The organism is Bacteroidota bacterium (assembly GCA_016711505.1).
Lineage (GTDB): Bacteria > Bacteroidota > Bacteroidia > AKYH767-A > 2013-40CM-41-45 > JADKIH01.
The window spans coordinates 129,690-147,509 of the sequence record JADJSV010000008.1; the positions used below are offsets into that span (position 1 = coordinate 129,690).

The 17,820-nt window shown below is 36.6% G+C and carries 21 protein-coding genes; 11 read left to right on the plus strand and 10 right to left on the minus strand.

The features are described from left to right. Nucleotides 1–570, minus strand: coding sequence for a hypothetical protein (locus IPL24_10770; GenBank protein MBK8364133.1), 570 nt, complete (start codon nucleotides 568–570; stop codon nucleotides 1–3). A gap of 5 nt (nucleotides 571–575) precedes the next feature. Next, the gene (locus IPL24_10775) at nucleotides 576–1,016 is read right to left on the minus strand and encodes a hypothetical protein (GenBank protein MBK8364134.1); all 441 of its coding nucleotides are present in this window, start codon (nucleotides 1,014–1,016) and stop codon (nucleotides 576–578) included. 264 nt (nucleotides 1,017–1,280) lie between these two features. Between IPL24_10775 and cdd the strand changes: the two genes are divergently transcribed. The 11 genes from cdd to IPL24_10830 all read left to right on the plus strand — a co-directional run bounded on the left by cdd (nucleotide 1,281) and on the right by IPL24_10830 (nucleotide 11,118). Next, nucleotides 1,281–1,778 (plus strand): cytidine deaminase, encoded by a 498-nt coding sequence (gene cdd / locus IPL24_10780; protein MBK8364135.1) that lies wholly within the window; start codon nucleotides 1,281–1,283, stop codon nucleotides 1,776–1,778. Beyond that, nucleotides 1,775–2,311, plus strand: coding sequence for a DUF1572 family protein (locus IPL24_10785; GenBank protein MBK8364136.1), 537 nt, complete (start codon nucleotides 1,775–1,777; stop codon nucleotides 2,309–2,311). The genes cdd and IPL24_10785 overlap by 4 nt, the downstream gene beginning before the upstream one ends. A gap of 8 nt (nucleotides 2,312–2,319) precedes the next feature. Next, nucleotides 2,320–3,072 (plus strand): hypothetical protein, encoded by a 753-nt coding sequence (locus IPL24_10790; protein MBK8364137.1) that lies wholly within the window; start codon nucleotides 2,320–2,322, stop codon nucleotides 3,070–3,072. 2 nt (nucleotides 3,073–3,074) lie between these two features. Further along, nucleotides 3,075–4,373 (plus strand): 3-deoxy-D-manno-octulosonic acid transferase, encoded by a 1,299-nt coding sequence (locus IPL24_10795; GenBank protein ID MBK8364138.1) that lies wholly within the window; start codon nucleotides 3,075–3,077, stop codon nucleotides 4,371–4,373. 79 nt (nucleotides 4,374–4,452) lie between these two features. Next, complete coding sequence (locus IPL24_10800) at nucleotides 4,453–5,007, plus strand: YceI family protein (GenBank protein ID MBK8364139.1); 555 nt, start codon at nucleotides 4,453–4,455, stop codon at nucleotides 5,005–5,007. Further along, nucleotides 5,004–7,895 (plus strand): histidine kinase, encoded by a 2,892-nt coding sequence (locus IPL24_10805; protein ID MBK8364140.1) that lies wholly within the window; start codon nucleotides 5,004–5,006, stop codon nucleotides 7,893–7,895. The genes IPL24_10800 and IPL24_10805 overlap by 4 nt, the downstream gene beginning before the upstream one ends. Then, nucleotides 7,892–8,656, plus strand: a complete 765-nt coding sequence (locus IPL24_10810) for a response regulator transcription factor (protein MBK8364141.1) — start codon at nucleotides 7,892–7,894, stop codon at nucleotides 8,654–8,656. The genes IPL24_10805 and IPL24_10810 overlap by 4 nt, the downstream gene beginning before the upstream one ends. Nucleotides 8,657–8,881: 225 nt before the next feature. Next, nucleotides 8,882–9,637 (plus strand): hypothetical protein, encoded by a 756-nt coding sequence (locus IPL24_10815; GenBank protein ID MBK8364142.1) that lies wholly within the window; start codon nucleotides 8,882–8,884, stop codon nucleotides 9,635–9,637. A 3-nt stretch (nucleotides 9,638–9,640) separates the two neighbouring features. After that, entirely contained in the window at nucleotides 9,641–10,018 is a 378-nt protein-coding gene (locus IPL24_10820; GenBank protein MBK8364143.1) for a hypothetical protein, read from the plus strand. 93 nt (nucleotides 10,019–10,111) lie between these two features. Beyond that, nucleotides 10,112–10,531, plus strand: coding sequence for a hypothetical protein (locus IPL24_10825; protein MBK8364144.1), 420 nt, complete (start codon nucleotides 10,112–10,114; stop codon nucleotides 10,529–10,531). 23 nt (nucleotides 10,532–10,554) lie between these two features. After that, entirely contained in the window at nucleotides 10,555–11,118 is a 564-nt protein-coding gene (locus IPL24_10830; protein MBK8364145.1) for a YceI family protein, read from the plus strand. Between the two features lie 126 nt (nucleotides 11,119–11,244). Here IPL24_10830 and IPL24_10835 read toward each other — a convergent pair whose 3' ends face one another. The 8 genes from IPL24_10835 to ccoS all read right to left on the minus strand — a co-directional run bounded on the left by IPL24_10835 (nucleotide 11,245) and on the right by ccoS (nucleotide 17,751). Beyond that, nucleotides 11,245–11,658, minus strand: a complete 414-nt coding sequence (locus IPL24_10835; GenBank protein ID MBK8364146.1) for a DoxX family protein — start codon at nucleotides 11,656–11,658, stop codon at nucleotides 11,245–11,247. Between the two features lie 63 nt (nucleotides 11,659–11,721). Continuing rightward, nucleotides 11,722–12,381: a sulfite exporter TauE/SafE family protein gene (locus IPL24_10840; protein ID MBK8364147.1), complete on the minus strand. Its 660-nt coding sequence runs from the start codon at nucleotides 12,379–12,381 to the stop codon at nucleotides 11,722–11,724. A 10-nt stretch (nucleotides 12,382–12,391) separates the two neighbouring features. Continuing rightward, entirely contained in the window at nucleotides 12,392–12,841 is a 450-nt protein-coding gene (locus IPL24_10845; protein ID MBK8364148.1) for a FixH family protein, read from the minus strand. A gap of 12 nt (nucleotides 12,842–12,853) precedes the next feature. Beyond that, nucleotides 12,854–14,254, minus strand: a complete 1,401-nt coding sequence (gene ccoG, locus IPL24_10850) for a cytochrome c oxidase accessory protein CcoG (GenBank protein ID MBK8364149.1) — start codon at nucleotides 14,252–14,254, stop codon at nucleotides 12,854–12,856. Between the two features lie 2 nt (nucleotides 14,255–14,256). Next, nucleotides 14,257–15,246: a c-type cytochrome gene (locus IPL24_10855; GenBank protein MBK8364150.1), complete on the minus strand. Its 990-nt coding sequence runs from the start codon at nucleotides 15,244–15,246 to the stop codon at nucleotides 14,257–14,259. Between the two features lie 4 nt (nucleotides 15,247–15,250). Next, entirely contained in the window at nucleotides 15,251–15,439 is a 189-nt protein-coding gene (locus tag IPL24_10860) for a cbb3-type cytochrome c oxidase subunit 3 (protein ID MBK8364151.1), read from the minus strand. Nucleotides 15,440–15,457: 18 nt separating this feature from the next. After that, a complete protein-coding gene (gene ccoN, locus IPL24_10865; protein ID MBK8364152.1) occupies nucleotides 15,458–17,581 on the minus strand; it encodes a cytochrome-c oxidase, cbb3-type subunit I in 2,124 nt (707 codons plus the stop codon). Next, the gene (ccoS, locus tag IPL24_10870) at nucleotides 17,578–17,751 is read right to left on the minus strand and encodes a cbb3-type cytochrome oxidase assembly protein CcoS (GenBank protein ID MBK8364153.1); all 174 of its coding nucleotides are present in this window, start codon (nucleotides 17,749–17,751) and stop codon (nucleotides 17,578–17,580) included. The genes ccoN and ccoS overlap by 4 nt, the downstream gene beginning before the upstream one ends. Nucleotides 17,752–17,820 lie beyond the last annotated feature (69 nt).

The window sequence follows — 17,820 nt, forward strand, 5'->3', positions numbered from 1 at the left end:
TTAATATTCGTAAATATATTTTTTATCAGAGATCAAAGTACCTTTACCATCAACAGCTTTGCGTTGAATTTTCATTCCGCGTTTATCATAAATAAGAAATGCTTTTTCAATTACATTTCCTTTTGCATCCACTGTTACTTCAGTAATTCTGTCACCGTTTGCATTATATGCATAAGTTGATTTCTGAATCAGATTACCGGCAGCATCATACTGCGTTTCATCTGTTTTATCACCCGTTGAATTATATTTGAATACTTTCTTCTTCTTGATCTTACCATCGCTATGGTAAACTACTTCTTCAATCTTGTCACCATTTTTATTATACACATAAGTATTATGCATTTTTACTTTTCCCTCAGAATCGTAATCAATTTCCTCTATGACCTCGTTATTAGAATCATATCTGTAAAATGAATTATCAGCAGTAAGTTCTTTACCGTTAACCAGCGTTGTTTCAGTTTCCCTTACAGATTTTACTTTATTCTTTTTCAGGTCTTTTTTACTTTGAGCCGAAACGGACAAAACCACAAAAGATGCAAATAGTATTGCGACAGCAAATTTCAATTTCATAGTTATCAATAATTGTTATCTAAAATGATGATATCCGAAGTTGTGACGATGGAACCGTTTGCTGTGATTTCTATTTCGGCAAATTTGGCTATATCCGGACTGTTTGAATTGAGATTTCCGGAAGCAGCTCCGGTCGAATCTTTAGAATAGGCAAACAATTTATATTTTCCTTTTTGTAAGAATTTGAATTCAAAAGATCCGTCAAATGATGTTTTATAGTTCTCATCATAAGTTGAATGATCATCCCCATAAATGATATAAACATCCTCATCTACAGCAGGGTAAGTATCGACTACCGTCTGAAAGCTGGCATCAAAATCATACACTAAAACTTTTCCCCTGATAGTACTAGTTCCGCCTTCTCCGGCATCCTTCTTACAACCGTTTAAAAAAACTGTTGCTAAAGACATGAAAATCAGGATACTGAATGTGTTTATTGATTTCATTTATTTGAATTTAAGGGCACAAAGATGCCAATTAATTTGGTTAAAAACTGAGCTGTTGACTTGAGTATTCCACAATACGTAAAGAAGGATAAAATGTTGTTTCCGGTTTATCAATTACAGTGCCTTTTCTGTAATTTTTTGCTATATTTCATCTAATCTTCCTTTGAATCAGGAATGGCTTTGATGTATATATAAATTCCTATTCCAAAAGCCGGAAAGACATTTCTATTTTGTACATTTAACTCCTTTTTTAATTAAAAATATATGAAAAACGTAGAAATTCATTGCAATTTGACTGAATATGATAGCCCGGATGAACTAAGTAAAGAAGATCAGGAATTGCTGGTTGAGGCAAAGGCGAGTATGAATAAAGCATACGCCCCATACTCCCATTTCCATGTTGGAGCGGCTATAATGCTTGAAAATGGAATTATTTTACGGGGAAATAATCAAGAAAATGCTTCATATCCGATTGGACTATGTGCTGAACGGGTTGCCATCTTTGCAGCAGGCGCCAATTACCCGAATGTTAAGATCCGGGCAATTGCTATAACTGCTAATTCCGACCATTTCCATGTCAATAAACCTATAACTCCTTGTGGAGCTTGCAGACAAGCAATAGCTGAATACGAACATCGTTATAAGCAAGATATCAGACTGATCATGGCAGGTGAAGCAGGAAAAGTTCTCATTGCAAACAGTATCAGTAATATGCTTCCGTATCAATTCAATGCTGATGATCTGAAGATCAAAACAACATGAACACAACAGTTGGAGAATTGTATTTAATTGAATCAGTAAAAAGTTTTCAGGGTTTAAAATCCAATGCTGAAAAAGCGATGGAACAAATTTCTGATCTGCAATTTCATGAACATCCCGATGAAGAATCGAACAATGTTGCAATTATTGTAAAACATTTAGCTGGTAATATGCTAAGTCGTTTTACCGATTTTCTTACCAGTGACGGAGAGAAGTCTGACAGAAACAGAGACAGTGAATTCATCGACGAATTTACTTCCAGAAAAGAAATAATGGATTATTGGGAAAAAGGCTGGTCATGTGTTTTAAATATTCTGAAATCACTTGACCAGAATGACCTTCAAAAAATTGTAACAATCAGAAACGAAGAGCATACAGTATTACGCGCTATTCATCGTCAACTGACTCATTACGCATATCACTGTGGACAAATTGTTTTTCTTTGCAAGCATTTAAAGCAGAAAGAATTCAAATCACTTTCTATTCCACGAGGTGAATCTGAAAAATTTAAGACGATTACACCTGATAAAAAATAACTCTACTGATGAAAAAAATATTGTCACTTATATTCGTATTAGTATTTTATACGTCAGTACATGCACAATACAGTATCCGTGATTCTTCGATTTCTTTTCCAATGATAGGAGCAACATTCAGCTATGAATTTCCTGCAGGAGATATGGCGGATCGTTTCGGACCAAATTTTTCGATCGGTGGAGCATTTCAATGGAAATTAAAATCTAACTGGCTTGTTGGCGTTGAAGGGAATTTTTTATTCAGTGATGTTGTGAGAGAGAACAATATTCTTGACAGTTATAAAACCCCGGACGGATATTTAATTGATGGAGCAGGCCAATTTGCATCTGTTACATTGAGTGAAAGAGGAATGCGCTTCAATCTGAAAGCAGGAAAAATATTTTCTTTCATCGGACCAAACAAGAACAGCGGTTTATTGACAAGCCTGGGTGTAGGATATTTACAACACAGAATTTACATTGATACTCCAGGTAGTCCAATACCATGGCTGGAAGGTGACAAACGCAGAGGTTTTGACAGAATGTCCAGTGGACTTTTTATAAACCAATTTGTCGGTTACATAAATTTCAGTAATAAAAGACTAGTCAATTTCTTTGCCGGATTTGAATTTACAGAAGGGTTTACGAAAAATCAAAGAGATTACAATTTCGATACCGGTTTGAAAGACAATAAAAACCGAACAGACATTTTAATTGGCTTTAAGGCAGGATGGGTATTTCCACTCTATAAAAGAGTTGCAGATAAATTCTATATTGACTAGAAATGCAGATCATTTATAGCCTGGCCATTCGGAGTTATTATTTTACAATAGCCATTGCTGCTTTGTTTGGAAATAGTAAGGCCAAATTATGGATCAGCGGTCGCAGGAAATGGCATAAAATTCTCGAAGAAAAACTTGCCGGCTATTCAGGTAAAGAACGGTTCTGGTTTCACTGTGCTTCATTAGGCGAATTTGAACAAGGAAGAGCATTGATTGAAAAAGTCAGAAAAGAATTTCCGGACGCATTTATTTTGCTGACCTTCTTCTCCCCTTCCGGTTACGAAATCAGAAAAAATTATCCGGATGTAAACTTCGTCTGCTACTTACCTTTGGATACTAAAAGAAATGCCAAACAATTTGTAAGAATTCTGAATCCATCGAAAACAATTTTTATAAAGTATGAATTCTGGTACAACTATATAAATGAACTTTCAAAAGCCGGCAAACCACTATTTATAGCATCAGCTATATTCAGGCCGCAGCAGGTCTTTTTTAAATGGTATGGAACTTTTTTCAGAAGTATTTTGAAAAAGATCACCCATATCTTTTTACAGGATAATAATTCAATGCGGCTATTATCAGACCTGGGTGTAAACAATTGTTCTATAACAGGAGATACTCGTTTTGACAGGGTTTACAAAATTGCTCATGAAACAAAACCGATACCGGCAATTGAACAATTTCTCGGAAACCAAAACTCAATTGTTGCAGGCAGTACCTGGCCCGATGATGAAGAAATACTTTTACAAATTTTTCACTCATTAGACGACAACAATTTAAAATTGATCCTGGTTCCGCATGAAGTTTCCGAACAACGAATATTACAACTGAAAGATAAAATTATCCGTCAGGCAAATTCAAAAGGTGTAGCATTGTATTCAGATAAAATTCTGAATAGAAATTCTTCGATTATGATCGTTGATACAATAGGGCTTCTTTCCTCAGTATATAAATACGCTACACTGACATGGATTGGCGGTGGATTTAACAATGGGATACATAATAGTCTGGAAGCTGCTGCCCATGGCAAACCAGTTTTCTTTGGACCGGAATATCAAAAGTTCAGAGAAGCACACGATCTGATCGGTATTCAGAGCGCTTTCAGTGTAAAGAATCCAATTGATGGAAAACGATTAATGCAAAAGTTATTACTCGATAAGTCATTGCTGGAAAAGACTGGTCAATTATCATCCGATTATGTCCAAAAAAATACTGGTGCAACAGAAAAGATTTTCTTTCATATTTTCCAAAAATCAGAAGAAAGAAAAAAGCCGGGAGCACAACAAATTATTGAATATTGACTTTTATGATAAAACGAGATGATAGTGAGTGTTCATTTTAAAAGTAGTATTTTTGTAAGACGAAGAATTCAGGGAAACCATGCGTAGAATTATTTTACTTTTATTTCTGATCCATGCCACTGCCAATGCGCAGATAAATTCGCTCTATTATACAAACACAGGTAAGATCTCTTTTAAATCGGAATCCAAGCAAGAATTGATTGCGGCAAGTTCTGATGAAATGCAAGGCATCATCGATGAAGAGAAAAAAACTTTTGTATTCAAGGTTAAGATCAGAACATTTAATGGCTTTAACAGTGCATTACAACAGGAGCATTTTAATGAAAAGTTTTTAGAGTCAGAAAAATTTCCTCAGGCTACATTTATGGGCAAGATCATCGAAGACATAGATCTTAAAAAAGATGGAGTTTTTGAGATCAGGGCAAAAGGGAAATTATGGATTCATGGAGTGGAGAATGAAAGAATTATCAGATCAGAGGTTACGATAAAAAACGGAATTATTAATATCCAGTCACATTTCACAGTAGCTTTATCTGATCACAATATAAAAGTACCAAAAGTTGTGCATGAAAAAGTATCAAGTGAGATCAGTGTCGAGATATCAGCACAACTGAAGAAAAAAACTGCAAATTGAACGATTATATCAAAGGATTTCTGACAGGGATCTTATTTTCCTTTCTATCGATTCAGGCGAGTGCACAACACACACTTTCTAAATCGTTTGATATCCGGACAGAAGGTGTCAGGCCAAAGTTCACAAAACTTTTTTGCGATAATAAGGGATTGATCTGGACAGGAACTGACAAGGGGATCTTTACTTTTGATGGAATTAATTTTTCCAAATTAAGTGGCAGTGATAGCTTAGCACCAGGAATTGTAACTGCAATGTATGAAGATCGGTCCGGGCTCATCTGGGTTGGTTTTGATAACGGCAAACTCGTTAAAATCGGAGGAAGAACAATTTCAAGTTATAATCCTCAGGAAGGCTTCCCAAAATCTGCGATCACTGCATTTGCTGAAAACAAATCCGGAGTTTTATTTTTTGCAACAAAAGGTGAGGGCGTTTATTGTATTGAAAAAGGTATAATGTACAACATTGACCATGACGATAATCTTTCCGACGATTATTGTTATGCAATGATCCTCTTACCGGATGGCCGTATTTGCGTTGGCACAGATGAAGGAATTAATTTCATAGAATTTTCGAATGGAGTTAAGAAAGTTACATCGTTTGGAAATTCACAAGGTCTGCCGGATGACATTGTACGTTCATTAACAATGGATAAATCAAATAGATTGTGGCTCGGGTTTCAGGACAAAGGCATTTGTATTTTCGATTATGTAAACAATAAAATTTCTTTCCAGCCGGAAGAGATTTCTAAAGGTCAGATAAATTCTCTTCTTTCAAGCGGCGATATTTTGTGGGTGAACACTGAAGAAAATGGCATTCTGAAATATGATAAATATGGAAAAAGCTCACGGTTGGTCAGCGAAAATAATTTACAAAACAGAGCAATAGATATTATTGCTGACCTTGAGAACAATATCTGGTTGGCCGAATCAATTCATTTAACAAGAACGAGTGGCGATAAAATAATTTCTATCAATTCCATTGATAATACAAAGATCAATTTTATTCATTGTGTAATTACAGATAAAAAAGGTGGAATCTGGTTTTGTCCGGACAGACAGCTTTCACATATGTATAGAGATAAAAATGGAGAATGGGAAATTGAAAATTTTAAGATTATAGAATCCAAAGAACCTGCTGATATTGTTACACTCTACGAAGACATTTACGGATTCATCTGGGTTGGCTCTCTTGGTGAGGGAGTGTATCGATTCAACCCAGCAACAGGTAAAGTAAGGCGTTTTAATGAAAAGACAAATATTGAAGAGTCAAGTATTTTATCTATTACAGGTGATGGTGATGAAATATGGATCGGTGGTTTCAACGGCGTCAGCAAGTTTCGAATTGTTTCAGATGGCGCTTCAGAAAAAGCAGTTATTGTAAAGGATACTTTGTCAACTAAAAGGTTGACCAACGATTATGTCTATTCTGTGTTTATTGATTCAAAAAAAAGAATTTGGTTTGGAACAGATGAGCAAGGACTTTATTATTTAAAAGATGGCGAAGTGGTAAATCTTCCTTTGAATCACAATTCGGTTCATTCGTTCACTGAAGATATTTACGGAAAGATCTGGTTCTCTATGCCGGATGCCGGACTTGGTTATTTTTATGATAACAAGATAAATTTCTTTTCTGCAAAAGATGGATTATCTGACCCCTCTCCTGTTTCTCTTTTATCAATGAAAAATGGAAAACTGATCATTGTACATTCCAATGGTTTTGACATTCTCGACCCAAAAACATTAAAGATCATCTATCATAGTAGTGAAGAAAATCTTGCAGATATAAATTCCGATCTCAATTCAATTGCGCAATCACCGGATAGTTCAATTTGGATTGGAACAGAAAAAGGTTTGATAAACTATCAGCCATTCTCAGACTTGAACATTTCAGAGCCTGCATTATCATTCTCCGGTGTGTCCGTTTTTTTAAAGAACATCGAAACAAATCAAAAGAAATTTTCTCATGAAGAAAATAATCTGCGGTTTGACCTAAACGGATTATGGTATTCAGATCCACAAAGAGTAAATTATTCTTTTTATCTGGAAGGATATTCCAATAAATGGGAGAATACAAAAGACAAGAATATTGTGTTTTCAAAACTATCACCGGGGAATTATACATTGAAAGTTCGTTCTTCTTTGAACAGCAACTTTAATTTATCGAAAGAAATAACATATACTTTTGAAATAACCCCGCCCTATTGGCAAACCTGGTGGTTCAGAGGTCTTTTTGCTTTTGTAGTTGCGCTTTTACTGGTATTGATCATTCGCAGAAGAGAAAACAGATTAAGAAAACTTGACCTTTTACAAAAAGAAAAAATAGAATTTCAATTTGAAACATTAAAGAATCAGGTAAATCCTCACTTTCTTTTTAATAGTTTCAATACCTTAGTGAATGTAATAGAGACCGATTCAAAATCGGCCGTTCAGTATGTTCAAAAATTATCAGAGTTTTTCCGTTCGATAGTTAACTACAGAGACAAAAATTTAATTTTCTTAGAAGAAGAAATCTCTTTACTTGAAAATTACATTTTTATACAAAAGGAAAGATACGGCGATAACTTAAAAATAAAGATCGACCTCGATAAAAAAACAATGTCAACTTTTACCATTCCACCATTGACTCTTCAATTACTTGCAGAAAACGCCTTGAAGCACAATGCTATTTCAAAAGAAACTCCGCTTCAAATCAGTTTAATTTCTGAAAACGGCCGGTTAGTAATTAGAAATAATATCAACAGAAAAATATCAAAAGAAAGAAGTTCCGGAATGGGACTTCAGAATATTGTAAACAGATACAGATTGCTTACAAAAGAAAAAGTTGAAATTGATGAAACAGTTTCTACCTTTACTGTATCATTGCCAATGTTAAATCCACAATCTGCATGAGAATTTTAATTATCGAAGACGAACAGCCTGCCTCTACCCGACTGAAAAAACTATTACTTGAAGCTGAGCCTGAGGCAATAATTCTGGATGAGATCGTGAGTGTTAAATCAGCTGTAGATTGGTTTAAAAATCACAGTCAGCCGGATCTTGTATTTATGGATATTCATCTTTCCGATGGCAACAGTTTTGACATTTTTGAATTGGTAAACATTACTGCTCCGGTAATTTTCATAACTGCATATGATGAATTCGCGCTAAAGGCATTCAAAGTAAATAGTGTAGAATACCTTTTGAAGCCGGTCAAGCAGGAAGAATTAGTTGGGGCATTAAATAAGTTTAAAACATACTTTAATAAAAATACACAGCTTCCGGATCTGAGTAAAATAATGGAGAATCTGAAAGATCCCGGCTCGACTTATAAAAAAAGATTTTTGATCCGTTACGGAGAACATATCAAAGCTGTAGAAACAGAAAACGTAGCATATTTTTATACGGAGGAAAAAATAAATTTTTTAAGAACAAAAGACAATCACTCTTATCATATAGAATATAACCTTGATAAACTTGAAGGCATATTAGATCCTGCAAAATTTTTCAGGATCAATCGTCAGTTTATAATAAATTATGAAGCGATCGATCAGATGTTCTCTTTTTCGAAATCCAGAGTAAAAATAAATTTGAAACCACCGATCAATCTGGACACGATCGTAAGTACAGAGCGATCACCACTCTTTAAAGAATGGTTGTCAGGTAAAGAATAAATAATGCCATACATTAAGTTTGCAAGTCTGGAAGTAAAATGAATTTGACATTTTTTCTTTGCTTAATCCAAGTTATACATTACATATTTTTTCTTTGTTTTTAGTTTATTTTCGCCGAAAATCGGCTTCGGAACTCAATTTTTCCTGTTCAGCATCATTTATAATATAGAACAATAATGTCGTTGTAAATTTGTTCTATCAAATAAGATTATCAATAAAGAATAGATGCAACGGACAAAAAAAATATTTCTTGATCTCATGCTCGCAGGAGTAATATTCTTGCTGGTGTTAATGATGTTTGCATTGAGTTCATGTAAACATCAGCCACAAATTTTGCCTGCTGATTTAACCGGAGGAAATGAAAATCCGGGTGGAGGAACAGTTGGAAACGAAAATAATTGTGATCCAAATGTAGTTTACTTTGAACAACAGATCCTGCCAATTATTGTAAGTAACTGCGCAAAGAGCGGTTGTCATAACTCAATAGACCATGAAGAAGATATTGTATTGAATTCTTACAGTTCTATTATGAGTGATGGAGAAATTTCTGCAGGAAACCCAGGCAACAGTGAATTATACGAAGTGATTACAGAAACAGATCCGGATGATATCATGCCGCCACCGCCTCACAGTCCATTAACATCTGCACAAATTGCATTGATCAGAACATGGATCCAGCAAGGAGCACAAAACAACTCTTGTCAGAATACGTGTGATACAACGAATGTTACTTACAGCGGAAGTATAATTCCTATCCTTCAGAATTCTTGTATTGGTTGTCATAGCGGAAGTACACCGGGTGGAAATATCAGTCTGAATACATACGCAGGAGTATTTACACAGGCTACAAATGGAAAATTATTTGGCAGTGTAAATCATTCAACAGGATTTTCGGCGATGCCAAAAGGTGGAAATAAGTTGAGCACATGTCAGATCGATATGATCAGGATCTGGATAGATGCGGGAGCGCCAAACAATTAACCTATGAAAAACATTAATCGAACGATATTTGTTTGTCTGGTAGTTTTCGGATTGTCATCTTGCTACTATGATATTCAGGAAGACATTCATCCGGAGCTTGCATCACAGATCTGTGACACAAGTGTAGCACAATATGCAGGACAGATCAAAACAATTATGCAGAATAATTGTAGTTCTTGTCATAGCACTGCATCAGCATCCGGCGGAATAATTACCGATACTTATCAGGACCTTAAGCGGATTGCAGATAATGGTACGTTAATTGGAAGTATCACACACGCAGCAGGTTTCAGGGCAATGCCTCAGAATCTTCCCAAATTATCGGCTTGCAATATTAAGTTGATTGAAAAATGGGTTCGTGAAGGTTCTCAGAATAATTAAGAAAAGATGAATTCCTGTTTAATACAGGTCTAATAATATAAAAGTCAAGGTCAAACCAAAATTAATTCAGTTTTCAACTCTAAATTTGTGTCAATGAAAAAGAAAATATTTTTAGCGTTAGGCATAATGGCCTTAGCCGGTGCTGCATTCGGCTTTTACTTATTCAATAAGCCGCATCAGAGTATCCTGAATGACAAACCGGATTTCGTGGTTGAATCAGCTGCCATCATCAATGAATTTGAAACGAATGAAGATGCAGCCAATAAAAAATTTAATGGCAAGGTCATTGAAGTAGCAGGAATCGTATCCGAAAAAACAAAAGACGAACAAGGCAAGCTGAACATTACACTTCAGGGAGCTGATATAGCAGGAATCGGATGTGTATTTGAAAAGGCAGCACAATCCAAAGCAGCAGCACTCGCAGAAGGTCAACAAGTAAGAATAAAAGGAATCTGCACAGGCATATTGATGGATGTAGTAATGGTAGACTGTGTAGTAGTAGAAAATAATTAATCAAACAAACTTAAAATATAACTATGAAAAAAGTAATTTTTGCAATAGCATTATTAATTTCGACATCAGCTGTTTTCGGACAGAAAGTTTTGACAAAGAACGGTAAGGTTCATTTTGATGCGACAAGTCCAAACTCTCCAGAAAAAATCGATGCTACAAACGACAAAACAATGAGTGTGATTGATGCTTCAACAGGTGCGATTGAATTTGCGCTATTAATGAAAGCATTTAGTTTTGAAAAAGCACTTATGCAGGAACATTTCAACGAGAATTATGTTGAGTCAGATAAATTTCCGAAAGCATCTTTCAAAGGTACGATCACAAATATGAGTAGTATCGATCTGAAGAAAGACGGGACGTATCCTGCAACTGTGAAAGGACAAATGACACTTCACGGTGAAACGAAAGAGATCAGTGCAACAGGAAACATTACAGTAAAAGGTGGAAGTATCACTGCAGCAAAATCGGAATTCAGTTTAATGCTTGCAGATTATAAGATCGAAGTTCCATCAGTAGTAAAAGACAAAGTATCAAAAGAAGCAAAGATCACTGTTGATCTAAGTTTCCAGCCGATGGCTGCTAAATAAAGACAGGGTTTACAAATTAGGTGTTCATGTGGTTTGACCCGCTCGGCAGAAATGTTGGGCGGGTTTTTTATGTCGATTAAAGTGTGACCCCGGCTTAGACGCCTGAACAAATTATATTGCAAGAAATTAAAATAACTTCCCAATTAACCTATCAACCGAATAAACATCCACCGAAAAAGGAATTGCCCACAACATCAGAACAAAAATAAAACGCGGGAAGTAGTGTTGCATGTCCCACATAGCTTTGATGGAGGAGAATGAAATTGCTACGAACAGGAGATCAACAGAGAGGATGGCGAGGGTTGGGAATTTCAGGAGGCCTATGAACAGGAATAAGCCGCCGATGAGTTCTGCGTAGGATGAGATGGTGATCAGTGGCTTTAGTAAGGACTTGGGCCAGATGGTAGGATTCATCGGATCGTCGAAGGTGCGGACGACGTTGGAAATTTTTATGCGGAAAATTTTGTCGTAACCCTGAAAGAAAAAAAGCGAGCCTGTGACCAGTCTCAGCATTAAGGTTACAATGTCAAGGTTTTCCATTTATAAATTGATTTAGTCAAAGCTACAAAAAAAGATTTATCTAAATCCCGCTCAATTAACTTTTCAATGACTGCAACAAGAATGTGGCTGATAATTGATGCCCCTGAAGATCAACCAGACGCCCATTACAAGTGCAATGTATGGAATAGCCTGACGCACGTACCTCTGAAATTTAAAATTCAACACTTGCCCGGTTAAAGTCAGGAATAACATCATCGGAACTGTTCCCAAACCAAACAGCGCCATATAGCCGGCGCTCCCTCCTACGCTGCCCATTGCCAACGATGCTCCTAAGGCAAGATAAACAAAACCGCATGGAAGAATTCCGTTTGCAAGTCCGATTCCCAGTGATGAATATTTTGAATCGGATTGCAGCATTTTTCGGAAAATTTTTTTAATCGAATTTGTCAGGCTGTACAAAAAACCATTGAAGGGTTTAAACTTTTTGCTGATCAGAGGAATTCCGGCAATCAACAAAATCGATACTCCGGATACAATGGAAACAGTTTTCTGAAAGCCTGTCAATGATAAAGATCTTCCGAATAATCCAATAACAGCTCCCAATACAGAATAAGTTACGATACGTCCGAGATTATAGAAGATCTTCCCACGTAAAGCAAGACCTGTTCCTTTCTTTGGCAACGTAAGAGCAATTGGTCCGCACATACCGGCGCAATGGAAACTTCCCATAAAGCCAAAAAGAAATGCTGTCAGGATCCACATATCAATTTAATTAATTCAGATTAATTTTTTCTTCGGTAAAGTATTCCTGTTGTCCATCCCTATAATTCACCTTAACATTCCAGCGACCGGATGCCATTTCTTTTGATGAAAGACTTTGAGAAAGTTCTTCATTCAATTGCAAAGGAACTTCAAAATCATAGGCAGATTTATCGGGTTTGAAAAAAGTGATTCGTCCTTCTAACTTCGAGCCTTTAAATTTTTCAGGAAACTGAAATACTACCTGATCATTAACAGATGAAATCAGCACTTGCTGATCTAATGCTGCGGAGTTATTCATTTTATTGATCTGATTCTGATATTGAATTTCCAGGTCATAATAATTCGCAGAAACAAGATCAACTTCGTGTTGAGAACATTTATAGACCAATGTAGAAATGAATACTATGAATAATCCTATGAAGGCTGCAATTCCAAATCCCCAGTTAAATTTTATTTTCATGATCTCTGCTTTTTAATTTGGTGATGGTCCGAGGAAGTTTGTTTTAATATTACTTACCACTTTACCATTTGAAAGAACTTTTATATGAACAGGAGTTTTTATACTTGTTAAATCTTCAGCATGAAGAATAACAAAAAACACTCCATCGATAGTACCATCCTTCTTCAGTAATGATACTTTTTCACCGACAAATTTAATTTCGCCTTTTGGATGATCGAGAACGATTTCAAGATTAAGATCACCAAAAGTTTTATTAACGAGTTGAATATTGTAGAGATTACTTACATGTGTACTATCTACCATCTGGTAAAGCTGTCCCGGAGTACGCATGATCGTAGATTCGACATCGGTACGCAGTGACAATAAAATGATAAGGGAAGTTAACAACAAGAGCAATACAACACCATAGCCGATGATCCTTGAGGTGACTTTGAATTTCTTTTTATCAGCAATGCTGTTTTCACTTGTATAACGGATCAATCCTTCAGGCAGATTTACTTTTTGCATGATAGAATTACATGCATCGATACAAGCGGTGCAATTAACACATTCAAGTTGGGTTCCATTGCGGATATCAATTCCGGTAGGACAAACGCTTACACATTGATGGCAATCGATGCAATCGCCGGCAGTTCTCTTTTCATCCTTATGTATTTTCGCACGTGGTTCACCTCTTGAATAATCATAAGCAATGACAACAGAATTTCTGTCAAGTAAAACTCCTTGTAAACGACCATAGGGACAAACTACTATACACGCCTGCTCTCTGAACCGTGCATACACACCATAGAAAACAGCTGTAAAAACTACCAAAGCTCCAAATCCAACCAGGTGCATCATTGGTCCTTCTGTTACCAGAAGTTTCATCTGATCAACGCCAATGATATAGGCAAGAAATGTATTTGCAATAATGAATGCAATGACAAAAAAGATGCTGTGTTTTAAAAGTTTCTTTCGGATTTTAGTCCCATCCCATGGAGATTTGTGCAGAAGTTTTTGCTGAGCAGAGTCCCCTTCGATAAAGTATTCAATTTTTCTGAATACCATTTCCATGAAGATCGTCTGGGGACAAGCCCAGCCACACCACACTCGCCCAAATACAACTGTGAATAATATTATGAATACAAAAAAGGTAAGCATTGCGAGCACAAACAGGAAAAAATCCTGAGGCCAGAAAGGAATACCGAATAAAATAAATTTTCTCTGAATGACATTAAAAAGAAACATGGCATGGCCATTCCATTTCATGAACGGACCTGAAAAGAGAAGAGTCAGTAAGATAATACTGACTATTGTTCTCTTATTATAAAGTTTACCATGAGGTTTCTTCGGATAAATCCACGCCCGCTTCCCATCTTCACCTATTGTCGCAATGCTGTCGCGAAACGACTCATCCTTTATATTACTACTCATTTCTACTTTTTGCTTAAGGCAATTGATTGAACACTATCTACGACAACTGAATCTGCCACCACTACACTATCAGTTACTTCAACCCATTTGTCACCTTGAGGCTCCTTTGGAGCTGCAGGATTTGTTCCCTGAAGTGTGAGAATATAACTCGCTACTTCCTGTATAGCTTTTGGGGTTAACTGAGTTTTCCAGCTGATCATTCCTTTTGCGGGAACACCTTCGGTCACGGTATTAAAAATGTTTTTAATACCTCCGCCATGAATCCAGAATTCGTCTGTTAAATTCGGACCAACATTACCTTGTCCAAAATCTCCATGACAAGCCTTACAACTTTTTATGTAGGTTTCTTTACCTGCTGCAATAGAACCTGCTTCAGTTAAAGTAACTACAGAAGCTGAAGTAATGTAGTTCGCATCATTTTCCATTCTGGCTTTTCTTTCAAGTTCTGCGTTTTTCATTTCTTCGTTGTATTCAGCAAGTTGCAATTTTCCTGAACCTGAGACGTGGAAATTGAACAGATAAACAAATGCGAATACGATAGTGATATAGAAACCGTACTTCCACCATGGTGGTAATTGATTGTCCAGTTCCTGAATACCATCGTAATTATGATCCAGCATAACATCTTTCTCCTTTTCAATAGGAACAGCTTTCACAAGACTGTGCATGATTCTGGAGTAAAGAGAAGGCCTTACAATTTCCGGTGACAATTCAGCGGCTTCCGCCTGAGTACTACCTGTTGGAGCATATTTACCTTCCACAATTTTTGTCAGCGCACGAATAGTATGCGACATAGTGTAGATTGTTAAAAGGACTATGAATCCTAATAAGATCCAGATATAAGTTACAGGATCAAAAAACATTTTTGGAATCTGAACAACTTCAGGTTTTTTAACCTCTGTTGCTACTTCCTGAGCATATGATGTGAATTGCATGAAAAGCAAAACAGTTGTGGCAGCGATCAGCTTTATGGAATTATTTATCCTTTTCATACTCTTACAATATTGAATTAGGGTTATTATTATTTTCTGATTCAAGCGGTATTCTGCTTACTTCTTCGAGACTGGAATTCTTTGTTCTTAATGCCCAGATGAAAACAGCCATAAAGAAGATAAAGAAGACAAGCAGTGAGAACATTGGATAAGTTGCTATCCCTTCTATTCCTTTGAAATAATTTTTAAACATGATGATCTTTTTTTACAATTATTTAACTGAAGAAAATTTCTCGCCCTTGATATCGGTACCAAGTCTTTGCAAGTATGCAATTATGGCAACTATCTCTTTATTTGGAGCAACCTTAACACCTGCTTTTGCAAGATCATCAGCGATCAGAATTTCCTGTTTCACTAATTCCTGATTTGCTATTTTATCAAAGTCATTGTCATAAGGAACACCAAGTTTTCTCATTACATTAATTTTTGCTGCAGTTAATGAAGTATCGAGATCATCTTCGATCAGGAAATCATAAGCAGGCATGATTGATCCGGGAGACATTGTAGTTGGATCGAGCATGTGATTATAATGCCATGAGTTCGGATATTTTGAACCTTCACGAGCTAAATCAGGTCCGGTACGTTTAGAACCCCATTGGAAAGGATGATCATACACAAATTCACCTGCTTTAGAATATTCACCATAACGTTCGGTCTCACTTCTGAAAGGACGAATCATTTGTGAGTGACAAGTGTAACAACCTTCACGGATATAGATGTCGCGGCCTTGTAATTCAAGAGGAGTATAAGGCTTCACGCTAGCGATAGTCGGGATGTTTGATTTCACAGTCAACATTGGAATTATTTCAATCATACCTCCGATCAGAATCATAACTAAACTTACGATGAGCATTTGAACAGGACGTCTTTCAATCCAACGATGCCAGTGACCTTTATGTACAACAGCATTTTTCTCAAGTGCAGGAGCAGAAGTTTCTTCATTGGCAACAAATTTTCCTGATGCTGCAGTTTTGTAAAGATTATAAACCATCACCAATGCACCGATCAGGTATAAAGATCCACCGAAAGCACGGAGACGATACATAGGGACGATCTGCACAACTGTTTCAAGGAAGTTTGGATATTTTAAGACACCTTCCGGAGTAAATTCTTTCCACATAAGAGACTGTGCAAATCCTGCCCAATACAATGGGACAGCATAGAATATAATTCCTAAGGTTGCAATCCAGAAATGGAAATTTGCCAGTTTCTTTGAGAAGATATTTACATTATACATTCGTGGGATCAACCAGTATAGAATACCGAAAGTCAACATTCCATTCCATCCAAGTCCACCTACGTGAACGTGTGCAACTATCCAGTCAGTAAAGTGAGAGATTGCATTTACGCTTTTCAATGAAAGCATAGGTCCTTCAAAAGTTGACATACCATATGCAGTAATAGCAACGACCATAAATTTAAGTACTGTACTTTCACGGACTTTATCCCACGCACCACGAAGAGTAAGTAATCCGTTGATCATACCACCCCAGGAAGGAGCGATCAACATTATACTGAATACAACACCGAGAGATTGTGCCCAATCAGGAAGAGAAGTATATAACAAGTGATGCGGACCTGCCCAGATATATAAAAAGATCAGAGCCCAGAAATGGATGATAGAAAGTTTGTATGAATAAACCGGACGGTTAGCTGCTTTAGGAACGAAGTAATACATCAAACCTAAGTACGGAGTAGTCAGGAAAAACGCAACAGCGTTGTGTCCATACCACCACTGAACCAAAGCATCCTGAACACCTGCAAATATTGAATAGCTTTTAAACAATGAAACAGGTAATGCAAGAGAGTTAACGATATGAAGTACGGCAACAGTAACAACTGTAGCAATGTAAAACCAGATCGCTACATATAAATGTCTTTCACGTCTCTTGAGGATCGTTCCAAACATGTTTATACCAAAGATCACCCAAACGATAGCAATCATGATATCAATCGGCCATTCAAGTTCTGCGTACTCTTTACTGGTAGTAATGCCAAGCGGAAGAGTCAGCGCTGCGGAGACAATGATAAGTTGCCAGCCCCAGAAATGTATCTTACTAAGTACATCACTGAACATACGGGCCTTCAGTAATCTCTGAAGCGAGTAATAAACGCCCATAAAAATACCATTTCCTACAAATGCAAAGATCACTGCATTAGTATGCAATGGTCTTAAACGTCCAAAGTTTCCGATCGGACCAAAGTTGAATTTCGCACTTGTTAATTGAAGGGCGATGATCAACCCAACAAGCATTCCGACGACTCCCCATATGACAGTAGCAACTGCAAAATTGCGGACAATCTTATTGTCGTAACTAAATTTTTCTATGTTCATAATTCTTCTTGTGTTTTCTGGTTCTTTTGTTTTTCATCATCAAAGAGAATTCTGACAGATGGAGTATAATCGTCGTCGAACTGTCCATCCTTCACGCTCCAGATAAAAGCGAAAAGGAAGGCTATTGCCAGCAGAAGACTGAATAAAATAAGGAGGAAAATTATGCTCATTTGTTTTAAAATTCTTGGATAAAAGTAATTTCATGGCTTCTGACTTCTAATGATTCGGGTCAATAGCGA

What these genes read in the sequence shown, in the direction of transcription:
- IPL24_10770 (MBK8364133.1), bottom strand. Translation starts at nt 570, where the DNA reads ATGAAATTGAAATTTGCTGTCGCAATACTATTTGCATCTTTTGTGGTT.
- IPL24_10775 (MBK8364134.1), bottom strand. Translation starts at nt 1,016, where the DNA reads ATGAAATCAATAAACACATTCAGTATCCTGATTTTCATGTCTTTAGCA.
- cdd (MBK8364135.1), top strand. Translation starts at nt 1,281, where the DNA reads ATGAAAAACGTAGAAATTCATTGCAATTTGACTGAATATGATAGCCCG.
- IPL24_10785 (MBK8364136.1), top strand. Translation starts at nt 1,775, where the DNA reads ATGAACACAACAGTTGGAGAATTGTATTTAATTGAATCAGTAAAAAGT.
- IPL24_10790 (MBK8364137.1), top strand. Translation starts at nt 2,320, where the DNA reads ATGAAAAAAATATTGTCACTTATATTCGTATTAGTATTTTATACGTCA.
- IPL24_10795 (MBK8364138.1), top strand. Translation starts at nt 3,075, where the DNA reads ATGCAGATCATTTATAGCCTGGCCATTCGGAGTTATTATTTTACAATA.
- IPL24_10800 (MBK8364139.1), top strand. Translation starts at nt 4,453, where the DNA reads ATGCGTAGAATTATTTTACTTTTATTTCTGATCCATGCCACTGCCAAT.
- IPL24_10810 (MBK8364141.1), top strand. Translation starts at nt 7,892, where the DNA reads ATGAGAATTTTAATTATCGAAGACGAACAGCCTGCCTCTACCCGACTG.
- IPL24_10815 (MBK8364142.1), top strand. Translation starts at nt 8,882, where the DNA reads ATGCAACGGACAAAAAAAATATTTCTTGATCTCATGCTCGCAGGAGTA.
- IPL24_10820 (MBK8364143.1), top strand. Translation starts at nt 9,641, where the DNA reads ATGAAAAACATTAATCGAACGATATTTGTTTGTCTGGTAGTTTTCGGA.
- IPL24_10825 (MBK8364144.1), top strand. Translation starts at nt 10,112, where the DNA reads ATGAAAAAGAAAATATTTTTAGCGTTAGGCATAATGGCCTTAGCCGGT.
- IPL24_10830 (MBK8364145.1), top strand. Translation starts at nt 10,555, where the DNA reads ATGAAAAAAGTAATTTTTGCAATAGCATTATTAATTTCGACATCAGCT.
- IPL24_10835 (MBK8364146.1), bottom strand. Translation starts at nt 11,658, where the DNA reads ATGGAAAACCTTGACATTGTAACCTTAATGCTGAGACTGGTCACAGGC.
- IPL24_10840 (MBK8364147.1), bottom strand. Translation starts at nt 12,381, where the DNA reads ATGTGGATCCTGACAGCATTTCTTTTTGGCTTTATGGGAAGTTTCCAT.
- IPL24_10845 (MBK8364148.1), bottom strand. Translation starts at nt 12,841, where the DNA reads ATGAAAATAAAATTTAACTGGGGATTTGGAATTGCAGCCTTCATAGGA.
- ccoG (MBK8364149.1), bottom strand. Translation starts at nt 14,254, where the DNA reads ATGAGTAGTAATATAAAGGATGAGTCGTTTCGCGACAGCATTGCGACA.
- IPL24_10855 (MBK8364150.1), bottom strand. Translation starts at nt 15,246, where the DNA reads ATGAAAAGGATAAATAATTCCATAAAGCTGATCGCTGCCACAACTGTT.
- IPL24_10860 (MBK8364151.1), bottom strand. Translation starts at nt 15,439, where the DNA reads ATGTTTAAAAATTATTTCAAAGGAATAGAAGGGATAGCAACTTATCCA.
- ccoN (MBK8364152.1), bottom strand. Translation starts at nt 17,581, where the DNA reads ATGAACATAGAAAAATTTAGTTACGACAATAAGATTGTCCGCAATTTT.
- ccoS (MBK8364153.1), bottom strand. Translation starts at nt 17,751, where the DNA reads ATGAGCATAATTTTCCTCCTTATTTTATTCAGTCTTCTGCTGGCAATA.